Annotated in this window: 11 protein-coding genes; 7 read left to right on the forward strand and 4 right to left on the reverse strand. The window is 45.5% G+C overall.

Features of this window, described 5'->3' with window-relative positions; translation table 11 throughout:
* Positions 1 to 224 precede the first annotated feature (224 nt).
* Together MZO40_RS12060 and MZO40_RS12065 are read left to right on the forward strand one after the other, a co-directional pair.
* Positions 225 to 1,259 carry a DMT family transporter gene (locus MZO40_RS12060; protein ID WP_105922675.1) on the forward strand — a complete coding sequence of 345 codons (1,035 nt, stop codon included), beginning with the start codon at positions 225 to 227 and terminating at the stop codon, positions 1,257 to 1,259.
* Positions 1,260 to 1,463: 204 nt separating this feature from the next.
* Positions 1,464 to 2,141 (forward strand): 2,3-diphosphoglycerate-dependent phosphoglycerate mutase, encoded by a 678-nt coding sequence (locus MZO40_RS12065; protein WP_101874018.1) that lies wholly within the window; start codon positions 1,464 to 1,466, stop codon positions 2,139 to 2,141.
* A 301-nt stretch (positions 2,142 to 2,442) separates the two neighbouring features.
* Here MZO40_RS12065 and MZO40_RS12070 read toward each other — a convergent pair whose 3' ends face one another.
* Complete coding sequence (locus tag MZO40_RS12070; RefSeq protein ID WP_225367215.1) at positions 2,443 to 2,799, reverse strand: type II toxin-antitoxin system HicB family antitoxin; 357 nt, start codon at positions 2,797 to 2,799, stop codon at positions 2,443 to 2,445.
* Positions 2,800 to 3,495: 696 nt separating this feature from the next.
* On the opposite strand from MZO40_RS12070, the gene MZO40_RS12075 reads away from it, so the two are divergent.
* On the forward strand, positions 3,496 to 4,188 hold the full coding sequence (locus MZO40_RS12075) for a matrixin family metalloprotease (RefSeq protein ID WP_050339198.1): 693 nt from the start codon (positions 3,496 to 3,498) through the stop codon (positions 4,186 to 4,188).
* A 1,309-nt stretch (positions 4,189 to 5,497) separates the two neighbouring features.
* On the opposite strand, the gene MZO40_RS12080 is transcribed toward MZO40_RS12075, so the two are convergent.
* The 3 genes from MZO40_RS12080 to MZO40_RS12090 all read right to left on the reverse strand — a co-directional run bounded on the left by MZO40_RS12080 (position 5,498) and on the right by MZO40_RS12090 (position 7,894).
* Positions 5,498 to 6,829, reverse strand: a complete 1,332-nt coding sequence (locus MZO40_RS12080; RefSeq protein ID WP_065674502.1) for an aminopeptidase C — start codon at positions 6,827 to 6,829, stop codon at positions 5,498 to 5,500.
* 75 nt (positions 6,830 to 6,904) lie between these two features.
* On the reverse strand, positions 6,905 to 7,588 hold the full coding sequence (rpiA, locus tag MZO40_RS12085) for a ribose-5-phosphate isomerase RpiA (RefSeq protein WP_088770021.1): 684 nt from the start codon (positions 7,586 to 7,588) through the stop codon (positions 6,905 to 6,907).
* A 9-nt stretch (positions 7,589 to 7,597) separates the two neighbouring features.
* Positions 7,598 to 7,894 carry a GNAT family N-acetyltransferase gene (locus tag MZO40_RS12090; protein WP_003637758.1) on the reverse strand — a complete coding sequence of 99 codons (297 nt, stop codon included), beginning with the start codon at positions 7,892 to 7,894 and terminating at the stop codon, positions 7,598 to 7,600.
* 597 nt (positions 7,895 to 8,491) lie between these two features.
* Here MZO40_RS12090 and MZO40_RS12095 point away from each other — a divergent pair.
* From MZO40_RS12095 to gltX, 4 genes are all read left to right on the forward strand, one after another.
* Positions 8,492 to 9,028, forward strand: coding sequence for a dUTP diphosphatase (locus tag MZO40_RS12095; protein WP_050339195.1), 537 nt, complete (start codon positions 8,492 to 8,494; stop codon positions 9,026 to 9,028).
* Positions 9,029 to 9,164: 136 nt separating this feature from the next.
* Positions 9,165 to 10,544 carry a DNA repair protein RadA gene (radA, locus tag MZO40_RS12100; protein WP_050339194.1) on the forward strand — a complete coding sequence of 460 codons (1,380 nt, stop codon included), beginning with the start codon at positions 9,165 to 9,167 and terminating at the stop codon, positions 10,542 to 10,544.
* A gap of 18 nt (positions 10,545 to 10,562) precedes the next feature.
* Positions 10,563 to 11,768 carry a PIN/TRAM domain-containing protein gene (locus MZO40_RS12105; protein WP_050339193.1) on the forward strand — a complete coding sequence of 402 codons (1,206 nt, stop codon included), beginning with the start codon at positions 10,563 to 10,565 and terminating at the stop codon, positions 11,766 to 11,768.
* A 462-nt stretch (positions 11,769 to 12,230) separates the two neighbouring features.
* Complete coding sequence (gltX, locus tag MZO40_RS12110; protein ID WP_088771263.1) at positions 12,231 to 13,721, forward strand: glutamate--tRNA ligase; 1,491 nt, start codon at positions 12,231 to 12,233, stop codon at positions 13,719 to 13,721.
* Positions 13,722 to 14,553: the final 832 nt, after the last annotated feature.

Below are 14,553 nucleotides of genomic sequence, written 5' to 3' on the forward strand. Positions count from 1 at the left end.
GATTCGGTCCCACTGAGCATCTTCCAGTTCGTATCGTTTAGGTGTTGTCATCGGAATGCCTCGATTCGTTTTTCCTCAGATTATACCTGAATTTTTAGTTTTCAGACAGTCCCTAGTCGCACCCGTCAGCTGCCCCATCGGCAGATTTGAAAACTAACTGAAAATGGTGCTATACTGGAAAACGTTGCGTATTAAATTTTGATTAAGAAAGAAGCGAACGTTTCGTGAAGAAAGCATATCTTTACATTGCAATTTCAACTTTGATGTTTAGTTCGATGGAAATTGCGCTAAAGATGGCCGGCAGTGCCTTTAATCCCATTCAGTTGAATTTGATTCGATTTTTCATTGGGGCTGTCGTATTATTACCATTTGCCTTGCGTGCCCTAAAACAGACTGGTCGGAAGCTTGTGAGTGCTGACTGGCGGTTATTTGCGCTGACGGGGCTAGTGTGTGTCATTGTTAGTATGTCCCTGTATCAATTGGCGATTACCGTCGACCAAGCTTCGACCGTCGCGGTATTATTCAGCTGTAATCCAGTGTTTGCGCTATTATTCTCCTATTTGATCCTGCGGGAACGGATGGGACGTGCCAATTTGATTTCAGTCATTATTTCAGTCATCGGGTTGCTGATTATCGTTAACCCAGCCCATTTAACGAACGGGTTAGGCCTGCTACTGGCAATCGGTTCAGCGGTGACTTTCGGCTTATATAGTATTATTTCACGTTACGGTTCAATCAAACGGGGGCTGAACGGGTTGACGATGACCTGCTTCACGTTCTTTGCCGGGGCTTTCGAATTATTGATTTTAGCTTGGATTACTAAGATTCCGGCGATTGCGGCTGGTTTGAAATCAGTTGGCTTAAGTCAATTTTCAGCCATTCCAATTTTAGTCAACGTCAATTTGAACTACTTCTGGTTGTTATTCTTCATCGGCGTCTGCGTCACGGGTGGGGGCTTCGCCTTCTACTTCTTGGCGATGGAACAGACCGATGTTTCGACCGCTTCGTTAGTCTTTTTCATCAAACCAGGCCTGGCCCCAATTTTGGCCGCACTGATTTTGCATGAACAGATTTTATGGACGACGATTGTTGGTATCGTGGTGATCTTAATCGGTTCCGTCGTCACGTTTGTTGGTAATCGATTCCGTGAACGTGGGAATACGATTGGTCAAACGGCGGCTGAATCAGTTAAAGCAGCGGAGGACGCTGACACTGAGGCCACTCATGCGGCACATGCCGTCTCAAATCAAGAAAACTAAGTTAACTGATAACGGCTGGATTGGCGGGTAAACCGCAGTCTGGTCGTTTTTTAGTGGTGGCTGCGACTGATAAAATTGCGAGCCGATTTTTGTCAACCGTCCTGGGTCACCGGTCTGTAAAAACTGGCGGAATGATTGTGACTTTGAAAAATCGGCCAAATCGATTATGATAGGTAGTATTGAAGATGGTAGGTGGGAAAGAGAATGACAGAACTTGTACTGGTTCGCCATGGTGAGAGCACGGCCAATCGGGATAATACTTATACGGGATGGAGCGATGTTCCGCTCACGGCAGCTGGCATTGCACAAGCCCACGATGCGGGACAGCGATTGCGCGCCACTGGTATTCAGTTTGGGGCGGTGCATACATCAGTCTTGCAACGTGCCATCGTGACGGCCAACATTATGTTAGATGAAATCGACCAATTATGGCTACCAGAGTATAAGACGTGGCGTTTAAATGAACGACATTACGGGGCGTTGCGTGGTCAAAATAAAGATGCGACCCGCCAAGAATATGGCAAGCAACAGGTTCAGCAATGGCGGCGGAGTTTTTATACCGTACCGCCGTTATTAGCACCGGATGAGCTCGACCATGACCGGCGTTATACGAAGTACGGTGCGGCGGTCGAACCGCGTGGTGAAAGCCTGAAGATGGCCTATGACCGAATCATGCCCTATTGGATCGATCAGATTGCACCACGACTGTTAGATGGCCATAATCAATTGGTCGTCGCACATGGCAGTACGTTGCGCGCGCTGATTAAATACTTGGAACAAATTAGCGATACGGGCATCGATGGCGTTGAAGTGGCGAACGGGGTGCCTATTTGTTACCACTTAGACCAGCAGCTGAACGTTATCGGTAAGGACGAGTATTAATGTCGTACCGGCAAGTAGGGTGATTGACGGCTGTTTTAGATGGTATTGACAAAATTATTTATTAAGCGATTGTTCAATTAAAAAAGCCTAGGATTTCTTATTGCACGTCATTGGCGGCGATAAGTAAATCCTAGGCTTTTTTGCGTGGCTCGGTTTAATAAAGCCAGCGACCGTCGAAATACTTTGGCTGACTTGCGTATCTACTGTATTGCGTCATTAGCATCGTGTGAATTTTTTTCGTTCGGGATTGTTTCGGTCGGGGTTGCAGACGAATTGGCTTGTACGCTGTCACCGTTCCAACCTACCTACTTCGAAATTGAGACTGTTTTTTTTGAACTTTGGTCTTCCCATTCAAATACGCCTCTAAATCTACCAAAACCATTGATTTAAAAGATTGTTCTGAATCGTAGTGTAAGTCATTTGGATAAGGATTATTTTGTTTTAACGAGATCGCTGCTAACGCTGAAGGGGCTGGAATCATATGGCCGTTTTCTAGATAATCAGCGCCGTTAATTCCTAGCCAATCCGTCGCCATTGCCATTGCATCCGTCACGTTTTTACCCTGAGTTGATGAATTTTTGAAATCCGGAAAAGTAATGAAAAATGGCACGCTTTCGGAACTGTCGTAGTAGAACAATGCTGGATAACTCACTAACATAGCTGATTCCTCCTGGCTAAATATTGGCAAAAGAGGCCGTCTAGTGCAGACCGGATTCTTTTATAGTTTCTGGCTTGGTTAATTGATTCGATCCAACGTAGAGATGGTAATGGGCTGGTGGTAGGACTGGCCGACTTTACACTTTACGTGCGACCTTTCCATGCATGTGTCATTCAAACAAGCGTTTTGAGTGATTCTAACATTTCTTTTTGCGGTATTAATGTGTGTACGGGACTACTAACCATCTCTATTATAGGTGCATTGTGCGCATAATTCGATTATTTGATGTGTATCACACGTATGACCAGCTTCCAGGTTAGCATTCAAATCCGATAGCACTAAAATCAGGCCTAAATCGTAATATCGGCAACTAAGGGGTCCGGCGCATGCTGGATTCCTTTTTACAGTTAAAGCATTTAATAAATGGTTCGCATAATTGGTTATAAGCATTGATAATAATGAGCAAGAAGCATCCAAAATTGCAGTTGTGAATAAGAATGCTGATATATCAACGATTAAACGAGTTTTAAAGACTAGTATAAATATCGTTAATGTAACCATACACCCTATTTTTCATAAATAAATATAATATATCTCTTGTAATCAAATGCTGAACGCTGTAACATATCAGATGAACGAAACGGCTTGGTAGCGCAGTTACCGGCCTAAAAACTGATAAGGGAGCCTAGGCTGACGATGAGAAAACATAAAAAAGTATTATTATTAATGATAATGAGCCTAGGCCTCTGTGGGGTGCTGTTGATGGTTGCACCCCAAATCAGTGCTTGGATTAATCCGACGTCTCAACAGGTCGAGGCGGATACGGCAACCGGCCACGATAAGGCGCATGACCAAGTTTATTACAATGACAAGGTCGATAACTACCAATATAATTATTTAGATAACGGCACCAAAGTGATGGCTTACAAGGCACGCTTTAAGAGTCGGGTCATCACGTATCACATCACTAGTGATAACAAGGTCTATCATGCCGTTTGGCTAACCGCGGTAAAACGTTGGAATGCCACCAATACGGTCAAACTTGTTGCGGCTAAGGACGCATCGAGTGCGCAGATCACGCTAGGTGAGAGTGAAGATGAGACCGGTACGACGGGCTCTGAAATCGGTCGGACTTGGCGGACCTATTACCAAAGCGGGTCGCAGGAGACGACTTGGATGGATAAAGCCAAGTGTGTGATTTACACGAATCGCTTCCCAGCTACCAATAACTCAGTGGAATACAAGCTATCGGTGGCCACACATGAACTCGGTCATGCACTTGGATTGGAACACGAAGATAATAAAAGCTCAGTGATGTATTATCAATCACACCGGGGTGCCCACATCTCAACCCGCGAAATCAGTACACTTAAACAGATGTATAAATAAATGTAATAGTAAATGCTATAAGTAAACGTAATACTGAAAAACAGACGCAAATCACCGCATTTTAGCGAGTGATTTGCGTCTGTTTTTTTATTTGATGGGACTATTGCGTTTCTCTTTCCCGGCTAATTTGATGTGAATCGTGATTAAAACGTGCCAATTCTTAAGTTCAAGAGCAGCCAGCTGAGGCCCGCTGGAAACAGTGCGGTTTTGCGTAAACTTGCAGTAATAGATTCGTCTTATTCCGGCTTCCAGGCATTCTGGGCAATGGCCGTGACGTGGTGGACACAGATTTAAGCCGAAAATCACGTCTTAAATACTGGTCTTCCACGTTGCCTGCGATATGGATGAAACGTGTTCGGGTCAGACTGGGACTTCCGGTTAGCTACGCCAGAACGCCAAGCGGAAATTCACCGCTTAACGCTCTAGCTAGGCTAATCCTCAGTCCCAAACCGTCTGAACCTCACACTCTGAAAGACACTTGGCCTTGCCCAGAATACCTTCCAGCCGGGATTGTATTCGAAGGGCAGACATTGCGAGTCCAACTTTAAATGGACGGATCATTGATTCTTAACAGACAGTTATCTTGAGATTCAACTGTAAGACTGGTTTCCGATCATCACCAATTTAGCAGACTATTATTGGCCAGACGTCCGCATTGCTGAACGTTATATGGATTTAGTCTAATCATCTGAAATCGCAAAGTGTAGATGCCAAAAGAAAGACAATGCTATCGACTAATTTCAAGAATAGTTACTATATAAAGTTAGTGAATAATCTGGCGAATAATTTTCCTAGTATTTGACTTTCATAAATTGATCGTCCATACAGACTCAATTTGCCTGGAGGTTCAGGGTTTAATATTCAGTGGCCAATTGTACCCAGATGGGTGGCTGTTCATCCGCCATTCGAGCGGCTTCCCGACTGGCCGGCCCGCCGGACAATGCTCAGTAGCCAAATTATTCTAAGCTGGAAGTGGGCTGCTTCCGGCTTAGAATAAGACTCGTATTTGAAATTGCGCAGCGGGTTTCTGCGTGAGTTCAAATCGACGTCGGCTACGTTCCAGCAATTGTCAGACGGCCCCGGAAGTCGGACTAAGGCGCGCATCGGCTGACGAACAATAAACTAACCAATTGGCACGTTTGAATCACGATTCATGACAACTTAACACGTGACTTAAAAGGGGAGTGTTGCGTTGCCTAATAAAAAAGCGTCGCCAGGATAATAATCCGTGGCGACGCATAAATTGCGATCAATCACTGTTGCGTGGTAATCAACGACGATGATTGGCAGTAGAGCTTTCTAGTTTCAATTAAGCCAAAGCACCCATTGGATCCCAAGGGGCTAAGACAGTTGGTTCTTCAGCTTGAGCTTGTTTCAAGTTGTCAGGCAAGAATTCTTTGTTGACGACGACTTGGTAGCAGTATTCGTCCATCCAAGCGTCACTCATGACGAAGAAGCCCTTGGACCCAACTTTATCGCCCCAGCTGTTTTCAACTTTCCATTTAGTTGGTTGGCCGTCAACCAAGTCGACACCGGTGATAACCATGGCGTGGGTCATCAGACTTTCGCCGTAATCGAGGCGTTCAGCCTTAGACATTGCTAAATCAACGTCGAATAATTCGTCCTTGTTGTAGACGTCCGTTGCCATGACACCTTTTTGCCGGTCAGAGGATTTACCCACATCACAACCGAACCAGACACTTTGTCCAGCTTGTAATTGCTTGATGGCGAGTTGCTTGAAGTCGGCCATGGAGACGTTCAAATGCTTAACTTCACGGCCGCCCAAGACGTTCCCTAACATTTCAATCGTGTAGGTGTGGTTATATGGCTTGTCATCAGTAGGTGCGTTGATGATTGAAACGTAGTCATCTAAGTTCCAACCAACGTATTTTTCGAAGAAACTTTGCGGTGTCAAGTTTTGGTCGATATGGTACTGTTTCTTGTCATCGCGGTATTCCCAGTCAAAATGTGAAACGGGTTCGCCGAAAGCGTAGGCTAACATCCGGTAAACTTCATTTAACATCTTTTCTTTACGTTCCTGAATGGCGTCATCGCTAGTACCAGCAGCGACTAATTCACGCAATTCAACGGCATCTTTACGTAACTTTAAGTTAAGTGTGCTGTTGATTTCAGCGGATTTTGAACTGTTGTAAGTTTCTGGCATGACACTCTTAGGCACGATCCCGTACTTCTGAATAAGGGCAACGAGCATATCCCATTGGCCACCGTCTTGTTGTGGCGTGGTCATCAACCAAGCCACTTTACGGCTGCTAGTTGGTTGGTCGGCGGTTGCCAAGACGTTTTCGTAGAAGTAGTTGGCCTTTTCGAATTTGTCCCAGAAGAAGGTATAGTTTTGGGATAATTCGAAGTGCTTTAAGTTGAATTTTTCAGCTAATGAATGCCGCATAGTGTTTAAAGCGGCAAACATCCAGCAACGACCACTTTGTTTTTGGTTAGCAACTTCACCGGTATCCAAATCGATTGAAAATACGGGGGTCGTTTGGCTCATCGCCTGAATATCTTGACTACTTGCTAAGATGCCGTTCTTCGTCACGCTACGTTCGATGACTTTGGCTTCTGGACGTTGGTCCAAGTCGGCTTGAAAGTTAGCAATTTGATCCATACTGATTGCTTTACTCAAAAGATCACTCTCCTTTAATCTAATTCTCATTGTATCGGTTTATGCCGGGTGGGGCAAGCTTTCCGTTGGGATTAACTAGGCCCGGGTCTCGATGACTTCTGGACCGTTGGCGTGGCCGACGATAACGGTGTTGACCATGTCTAAGAATAGGCCGTGTTCAACGACGCCAACCATGTGAATCAAATCTTCGGCTAAAGCGTGTGGGTCGGTGATTGGATCGATGTGCAAGTCGATAATAATATTGTTAGAATCGGTCCGCACGAGTTCATCGTTGACTTTCCGGAAAACGGGATTGTAGCCACGAGCCGCCATTTTTTCGAAGACGTGTTGACTCCCATAAGGAATGACTTCAACGGGGAGTCCAAAGGCGCCTAATTGGTGCACCATTTTGCTTTCATCAACGATCCACATGACTTTATCAGAATTGATGGCCACGATCTTTTCGAAGAGCAGGGCAGCCCCGCCGCCTTTGACACCTTGAAAATCGTCGGAGATTTCGTCGGCGCCATCAATGGTTAAATCTAGGTGGTCGACTTCATCAACGGACTTCATTGGAATCCCGAGCGCTTTGGCTTGAGCAGCCGTACGGTCAGAAGTGGAGACGCCGACAATATTCAAATGTTCGTTTTTGACCCGTTCACCGAGTGCATCGACCATGAATTTGACCGTTGAACCGGTTCCAAGGCCGACTTGCATGCCGTCTTTAATGTATTCAACGGCCTTTTGACCAACGAGTTGTTTTAACTGATCCTGATTCATAATTTGAGATTACTCCTTTGATTGAGAACTAGTGACTAAAACGTCGGCAGCTTCAGGGTGCCGATCAAAGTAAGCCTTGGCGTAAGTGCAGAGCGGCTGAATGTGTTTGCCTTCTGCTCGTGCGGCCTCGATGACTGCGCGGGTCAATTGCCCGGCGATGCCTTGGTGACCGTAATCGTCACGAACAAAAGTGTGTTCAATGACCCAAGTCTGGTCATCATTGATGGCCGGGAAGGTAATTTCACCAGCTAACTTGCCAGTTTCATCATTAAAATAAAAACGGTGTGCTTCACGCGTGAATTCCATTGATTTCACCACCTTGTAAAGGGTTTTATGCCTACCGTAATTAAACCGGTAAATGCCCGTTTTGTCAACGAAACTTCCGTGGATAATCGTGGAAGTTTAAAACGTGGATCTTACAGTCAGATTTTCCCTATCGCGAATTGGATAGTGAGATCGCATTTCGACTCGGAAACGTTGCCAATAAGTGAGTGATAGTGTACCAACCCAAGTGGTGAGCTTTGAGCACGAGTAAGATGTGTTGCAGTAGGGTCAGCATCTGATGGTCCAACCCAGGTAGTGCGTTTTGGACCCAAACAAGACGGATAATTGGCGACGACTAATTAGAGTAAACGCATCCATAACGAACGATATAAATGCCGCTTTTCAGTCGGATGGATTTTCGACCATCAAACCACGAGCTGGCGGCTTAAGTATGGTAAAATGTGAACACTAATGGTTGCCGGTTGAAAGCGGGTAAAGCTGGGAAAAAGCGGCTGATGCGTATCGGCCTGAACCGAATGTTGATCTGATTGCTGGCTAGACGGTGAGCAACGAATCTCAGGGTTGCTCAGCTGGTAGCCACCTAACTAATGAAATTAAACGATGAAAGTGGGAATTGAAATGGCACGGGGTTTTAAAATTGTGAGTCAGTATGCACAAGCAGGATTACATTTACCGTATCGCGCGACGAAGCAGGCAGCGGGGTATGATTTTGAGGCAGCGGAAGACTTCACGTTACCGTCGATTTGGAAGTTGAATTTTATCAAGGTGTTGTGGCAATTGCATCGAAGTGAAACGGCTTCGACGACGGACTTAGACGCCGCTGCTAAAGTGCTGAAACCCTGGTTGGTTCCAACTGGTATCAAAGCGTTTATGAATGACGGCGAATACTTACTATTAGCTAACCGTTCAAGTAATCCGCTCAAACGCAATCTGATTTTACCAAACGGTATCGGCGTCATTGATGCGGATTACTATGACAATCCGAAAAATGAAGGCGCGATTTTCGTCCAATTGATCAACATGGGGATTCGTGATGTGCACATCAAAAAGGGTGAACGCATTGCTCAAGGAATTTTCACCCCTTATTTGACGGTGACGGATGAAGAAAATGTGACAACCACGCGTTCTGGTGGCTTTGGCTCAACAAATAAGTAGCGAATTAATAAAAAATCAATTAAGCTAGTGTGATTTAACGGCTTTAATGATTAATAATGGTAAAATAAACTTATGGTCGATTGACAGAAAAGACGGGTTTGACCCGTATTTAACGAGAAAATGGAGGCGCGCTTGAGTGGCAAAAGCTAAAACTCAGTTTGTTTGTTCAAACTGCGGTTATTCGACACCGCGATATTTAGGCCGGTGTCCGAACTGTGGTGAATGGAATACGTTGACGGAAGAACATTTTGATACGAAGCCAGACCGCAAGTCCCGGGTGAGCTTTGCCGGTAAGTCGGCGAAACCACAACGGTTAAAAGAAGTTTCACTGACGAAGACGCCGCGCGTCAAAACCAAGTTGAAAGAGTTCAACCGCGTTCTAGGTGGTGGGGTCGTTCCTGGTTCCTTGGTGTTAATTGGTGGGGATCCCGGCATCGGGAAGTCGACGCTACTATTGCAAGTTTCTGGCCAGCTGGCTGAAACGGGGGGCTCTGTGCTATACGTCACGGGGGAAGAAAGTGCTGCGCAAGTTAAGATGCGGGCTGACCGTTTGGCCGTTAGTAGCGAAGATTTCTTCTTATATCCTGAAACGGACATGTCAAATATTCGCTCAACGATTGAAGAGACTCATCCGGACTTTGTCGTGATCGACTCGGTTCAAACGATGCAGGAGCCGGATATGGATTCAGCGATTGGCTCCGTTTCCCAGATTCGAGAAATTACGGCAGAATTATTGCAAATTTCCAAGACCAACGGCATTACGATTTTTATTGTCGGTCACGTGACTAAGGGCGGTGCGATCGCCGGTCCGAAGATTTTGGAACACATGGTGGACACGGTGCTGTACTTTGAAGGTGACCTGCACCACACTTATCGGATTCTACGTGCGGTTAAGAACCGGTTTGGCTCCACAAATGAACTCGGTATTTTTGAAATGCGGACGGGGGGGCTTTACGAAGTTGCCAATCCATCCGAAATCTTCTTGGAAGAGCGGCTCAAAGATGCGACTGGTTCAGCCATCGTCGTTTCAATGGAAGGCACCCGACCAATCTTGGTGGAAGTCCAGGCCCTGGTCACGCCAACGGTATTTGGTAACGCCAAGCGGACGGCGAGTGGTTTGGATCACAACCGGGTCTCGCTTATCATGGCGGTATTGGAAAAACGCGCGAGCTTGATGCTTCAAAATCAAGATGCCTATTTGAAGGCCGCTGGTGGGGTCAAATTAGATGAACCAGCGATTGACTTGGCGATTGCCGTCAGTGTGGCTTCCAGTTATCGCGACCAACAAACGCGTCCGAGTGACTGTTTTGTCGGTGAAGTCGGCTTGACTGGTGAAATTCGGCGGGTCAATCGGATCGAATCTCGGGTCGGTGAGGCCGCTAAGTTAGGCTTCAAACGTATTTTTATTCCGAAGAATAATCTGCAAGGCTGGGATATTCCAACGGGCATCGAAGTGATTGGGGTGGCGACCTTAAAGGAAGCGCTCCAGTTGGCATTACAACAACCAAATTACTAAAACAAAGGGGCTGACGCCATGAAGAAGTTAACGGTGCGACTAGTATTCATTGTCGTGGGGGGCACGTTAGGACTAACGTACTTACCTTATTTATGGACGATGCTGTTGTCGCAGCCAAATGTTTTGCTGAATAACGTTTTCACCAATTTCTTGTTGGGAGCGCTGATTTTATGGATTTTGTCGCTATTTTTAGCGAATGCCGCGGTGCGGTTAGTGGATCGAGTAGAAAAGAACTTGTCCAAACAAAATCCGATGACATTACTGTTTGGCAGTATTGGATTCATTATTGGGTTATTGATCGCGGTTCTGATATCGCAATTATTCAGTCGTAGTCCATTATTCTTATTGAACACGGTCGTCCCAATAATTTTGATGCTATTTTTTGGTTACATCGGTGCTCGCGTCGGTACGACTCGAATCGATGAATGGCGTAAAGTCTTTAATTTCCGGCGACGTGAAAAGGAAGCCAGCCCGGAAATCACGGATGCTCAGCCTGACCAAAATTATCACCATTACAAGATTTTGGATACAAACATCTTAATTGATGGTCGGATTTATGACATTGTCAAAACGGGTTTCCTCGAAGGAACGTTGTTAGTGCCCAACTTCGTGCTGTATGAATTGCAGTATATCGCTGACTCGGCGGATAGTATCAAACGTGTTCGTGGCCGCCGTGGATTAGATATTCTAAACAAGCTACAAAATGAGAATATCATCCCAGTTGAAATGTACGAGGGTGATTTTGAAGACATCCCAGAAGTCGATAGCAAGTTGATCCAGTTGGCCAAAAAGGTCAATGGCGTGATCGTCACGAACGACTACAACTTGAATAAAGTGATCGAATTCCAAAACGTCCAGGTCTTAAACATCAACCAATTGGCCAAATCACTGAAGCCACGGGTCATTCCGGGTGAAGAGATGAACGTCATGGTCGTTAAGAATGGTAGTGAGCGCCAACAAGGGGTCGGCTACTTAGACGATGGAACGATGGTCGTCGTCGAAGATGGAAAGTTCTACATCAACGAAAAGGTCGACGTGGTCGTCACAAGTGCCCTCCAGACGGATGCGGGCCGCATGATTTTTGCCCGGTTAGCCCATTCTAACCGCGGTATTCCGGACCATGCCGATAGTAATAGTAACAAACACAATAACAATAATAGTAATAATAATCGCAACAGTAACCACAGCAATGGTAACAACAATAACCGCAACAACCGGCGCTAACCTTACTGATAACAGCAGTCTTTCTTTTGGGGGCTGCTGTTTTTGTATTCTGTTTTTTCAAAAAACTGTTTTCTGTGCTGGAAGGTCAGTGTTTGAGACGCGGTTTTCGGCTCAAACCTGTACCCACCACGTCACGGCCATTGCCCAGAATGCCTGGAAGCCGGTACGTCACTGTCACTGCAGGTTTATGCCAATTCGCTTTTTCCAGCGGGGCTTGCTGGTGGTTTTTGACTTTGACCTAAGTTTTTGAATCTTGCCCTGAACTTTTTCGCCGAATCAACCATATCGGCGGTCCACCCCAAATGATTTTGAGGTTTTTACAACGGGTTCGGTCTGAAACCTTAATTTTTAGTGGTAAACATGGTAAACTGGAAAAGCAAGTGAAAGTCGCAGTATTCTGGTGTTAACTGGAGCGCGGCGTAACATTTAAGATGAAAAAATATGAAAGAGGCGTTAATCACATTGGCAAAGAGTAAGATTCGTGTGCGTTACGCACCAAGTCCAACTGGCCATTTACACATTGGTAATGCTCGGACTGCATTGTTTAACTATTTATTTGCCCGGCATAATAAGGGTAAGTTTATTCTTCGGATTGAAGACACCGACTTAAAACGGAACGTTAAAGACGGTGAAAAGAGTCAGATGGATAACTTGACCTGGTTAGGAATTGATTGGGATGAAGGTCCAGATAAGGGCGGCGACTTTGGCCCTTATCGTCAATCTGAACGTAAGTCAATCTATGATCCGTTGATTCAACAATTAATTGATGAAGGTAAAGCGTACGAATCTTACATGACGGAAGAAGAATTGCAGGCCCAACGTGAAGCCCAAAAGGCTCGCAAGGAAATGCCACACTACGTCTATGAATTTGCTGGTATGACGGAAGAAGAAAAGCAGGCCAAGATTGCGGCTGCTAAGGAAGCTGGTATCCAACCAGTGGTCCGTTTCCACGTCCCAGAAAACCAAACGTACGCTTGGGATGACATGGTCAAAGGCAACGTCTCGTTTGAATCCAAGACGGTCGGTGGCGACTTTGTCATTAAGAAGCGCGATGGTATGCCAACGTATAACTTCGCCGTGGTTGTGGATGACCACATGATGGAAATCAGTCACGTCTTCCGTGGTGATGACCACGTGGCTAACACGCCTAAGCAATTAATGATTTATGAAGCTTTCGGTTGGCAACCACCGAAGTTCGGTCATATGAGTTTGATCATCAATACCGAAACGGGTAAGAAATTGAGTAAGCGTGATGAAACGGTGCTTCAATTCATCGAACAATATCGTGAATTGGGCTACTTGCCAGAAGCCATGCTTAACTTCATTATTCTCTTAGGTTGGTCACCAGTTGGCGAAAGTGAATTGTTCACGAAGCGCGAATTCATTAAGATGTATGATGAAAAACGTTTAAGCAAGTCACCAGCTGCATTTGATGCGAAGAAGCTTGAATGGGTCAACAACCAATACATCAAGAAGGCGGATGACAATGAAGTCTTTGCGATGTCAATTCGTCAGTTGATCAAGGCTGGTCGGTTGCCACAACGCCCAGATATGAGTCAAATCGAATGGACGCGGACGTTAGTGTCCCTCTTCAAGAACCAAATGAGTTATACCGGACAAATCGTTGACTTAGCCGACCTGTTCTTCAATGGCCCCGCTGATATCAATGATGAAGCCAAGGCAGAACTTGATAATGACACGGCATTGCCAGTCTTGAAGGAATTCCGTCAACGAATTGAAAACATCGACGTTTTCGAAGCGACGGCCATTCAAAAGACGATCAAGAGTATTCAAAAGGATACGAAGATCAAGGGCCGTGCCTTATACATGCCAATTCGGATCGCCGTTTCGCATGAAATGCACGGGCCAGAATTACCTGAAACAATCGAATTACTTGGTCGCGAAACGACTAAGAAGCACCTTGATGCCATGATTGCGGAATTAGCGAAGTAGGTTCTACAATCGCAATCGGTATGTGAGTCGTCAGGCGGTGTACCGAGGTGTTTCAATTAAAAATTAGTGCGATTGTCACGATAATAACCGGATGGTCGGAAGCTCATCATGAGTGCAACGATAGTCGGTAAGACTCGCGTGGCAGCACGTGAAAGTGTCTTTTGTATGGCGGGATTGGATTCCGCAGTATGAGGGGCGCTTTTTCATTTGTCCTCCAAACATGGTAAACTATCATCAAAAGTAACACGTATTGTGGGAGTTAATTTAGCATGCATCATGATTAAAACGTGCCAGTTATTAAGTTCAAGTGCTGCCAGCTGAGACCCGCTGGAAACAGTGCGAGTTACCGTAAACATGCAGTGATAGGTGCGTCCTAGGCCGGCTTCCAGGCATTCTGGTCAATGGCCGGAACGTGGTGGACACAGATTTAAGCCGAAGTCCACGTCTTAAATACTGGTCTTTCACTAACCAAGCCAAAAACGCTTGCTAAGTGAAATTTCACCACTGGGCCTTGCCCAGAATACCTTCCAGCCGGGATGGTATTCGAATGGCAGACATGTTCGGTCCCAACTTTTGATGAACTGTTCGTAGGTTCTTAGTAAACAGTCATTTTGATAGTCAACTGTAAGACAGTTTTTTGTAGTCTTCTCTAGCTTGCCTGAAATGATAAAGTCTGAACTTCTAACAGATGGCAATTCTATCGACTAATCGTTCTAATCGCAAGACTAGTTGTTACTGGAATTTCAGATCATCTCATCAACATTTAAATATAACAAACAATCATTGACACTGATTAAAAGTTCGCATAAAGATCCAGTCTTTTAACATTCAG

Origin of the sequence: Lactiplantibacillus sp. B652 (assembly GCF_023806745.1) — a bacterium.
Taxonomy (GTDB): Bacteria; Bacillota; Bacilli; order Lactobacillales; family Lactobacillaceae; genus Lactiplantibacillus; species Lactiplantibacillus pentosus.

What these genes read in the sequence shown, in the direction of transcription:
- MZO40_RS12105 (WP_050339193.1), top strand. Translation starts at nt 10,563, where the DNA reads ATGAAGAAGTTAACGGTGCGACTAGTATTCATTGTCGTGGGGGGCACG.
- MZO40_RS12070 (WP_225367215.1), bottom strand. Translation starts at nt 2,799, where the DNA reads ATGTTAGTGAGTTATCCAGCATTGTTCTACTACGACAGTTCCGAAAGC.
- rpiA (WP_088770021.1), bottom strand. Translation starts at nt 7,588, where the DNA reads ATGAATCAGGATCAGTTAAAACAACTCGTTGGTCAAAAGGCCGTTGAA.
- MZO40_RS12095 (WP_050339195.1), top strand. Translation starts at nt 8,492, where the DNA reads ATGGCACGGGGTTTTAAAATTGTGAGTCAGTATGCACAAGCAGGATTA.
- MZO40_RS12090 (WP_003637758.1), bottom strand. Translation starts at nt 7,894, where the DNA reads ATGGAATTCACGCGTGAAGCACACCGTTTTTATTTTAATGATGAAACT.
- MZO40_RS12075 (WP_050339198.1), top strand. Translation starts at nt 3,496, where the DNA reads ATGAGAAAACATAAAAAAGTATTATTATTAATGATAATGAGCCTAGGC.
- MZO40_RS12065 (WP_101874018.1), top strand. Translation starts at nt 1,464, where the DNA reads ATGACAGAACTTGTACTGGTTCGCCATGGTGAGAGCACGGCCAATCGG.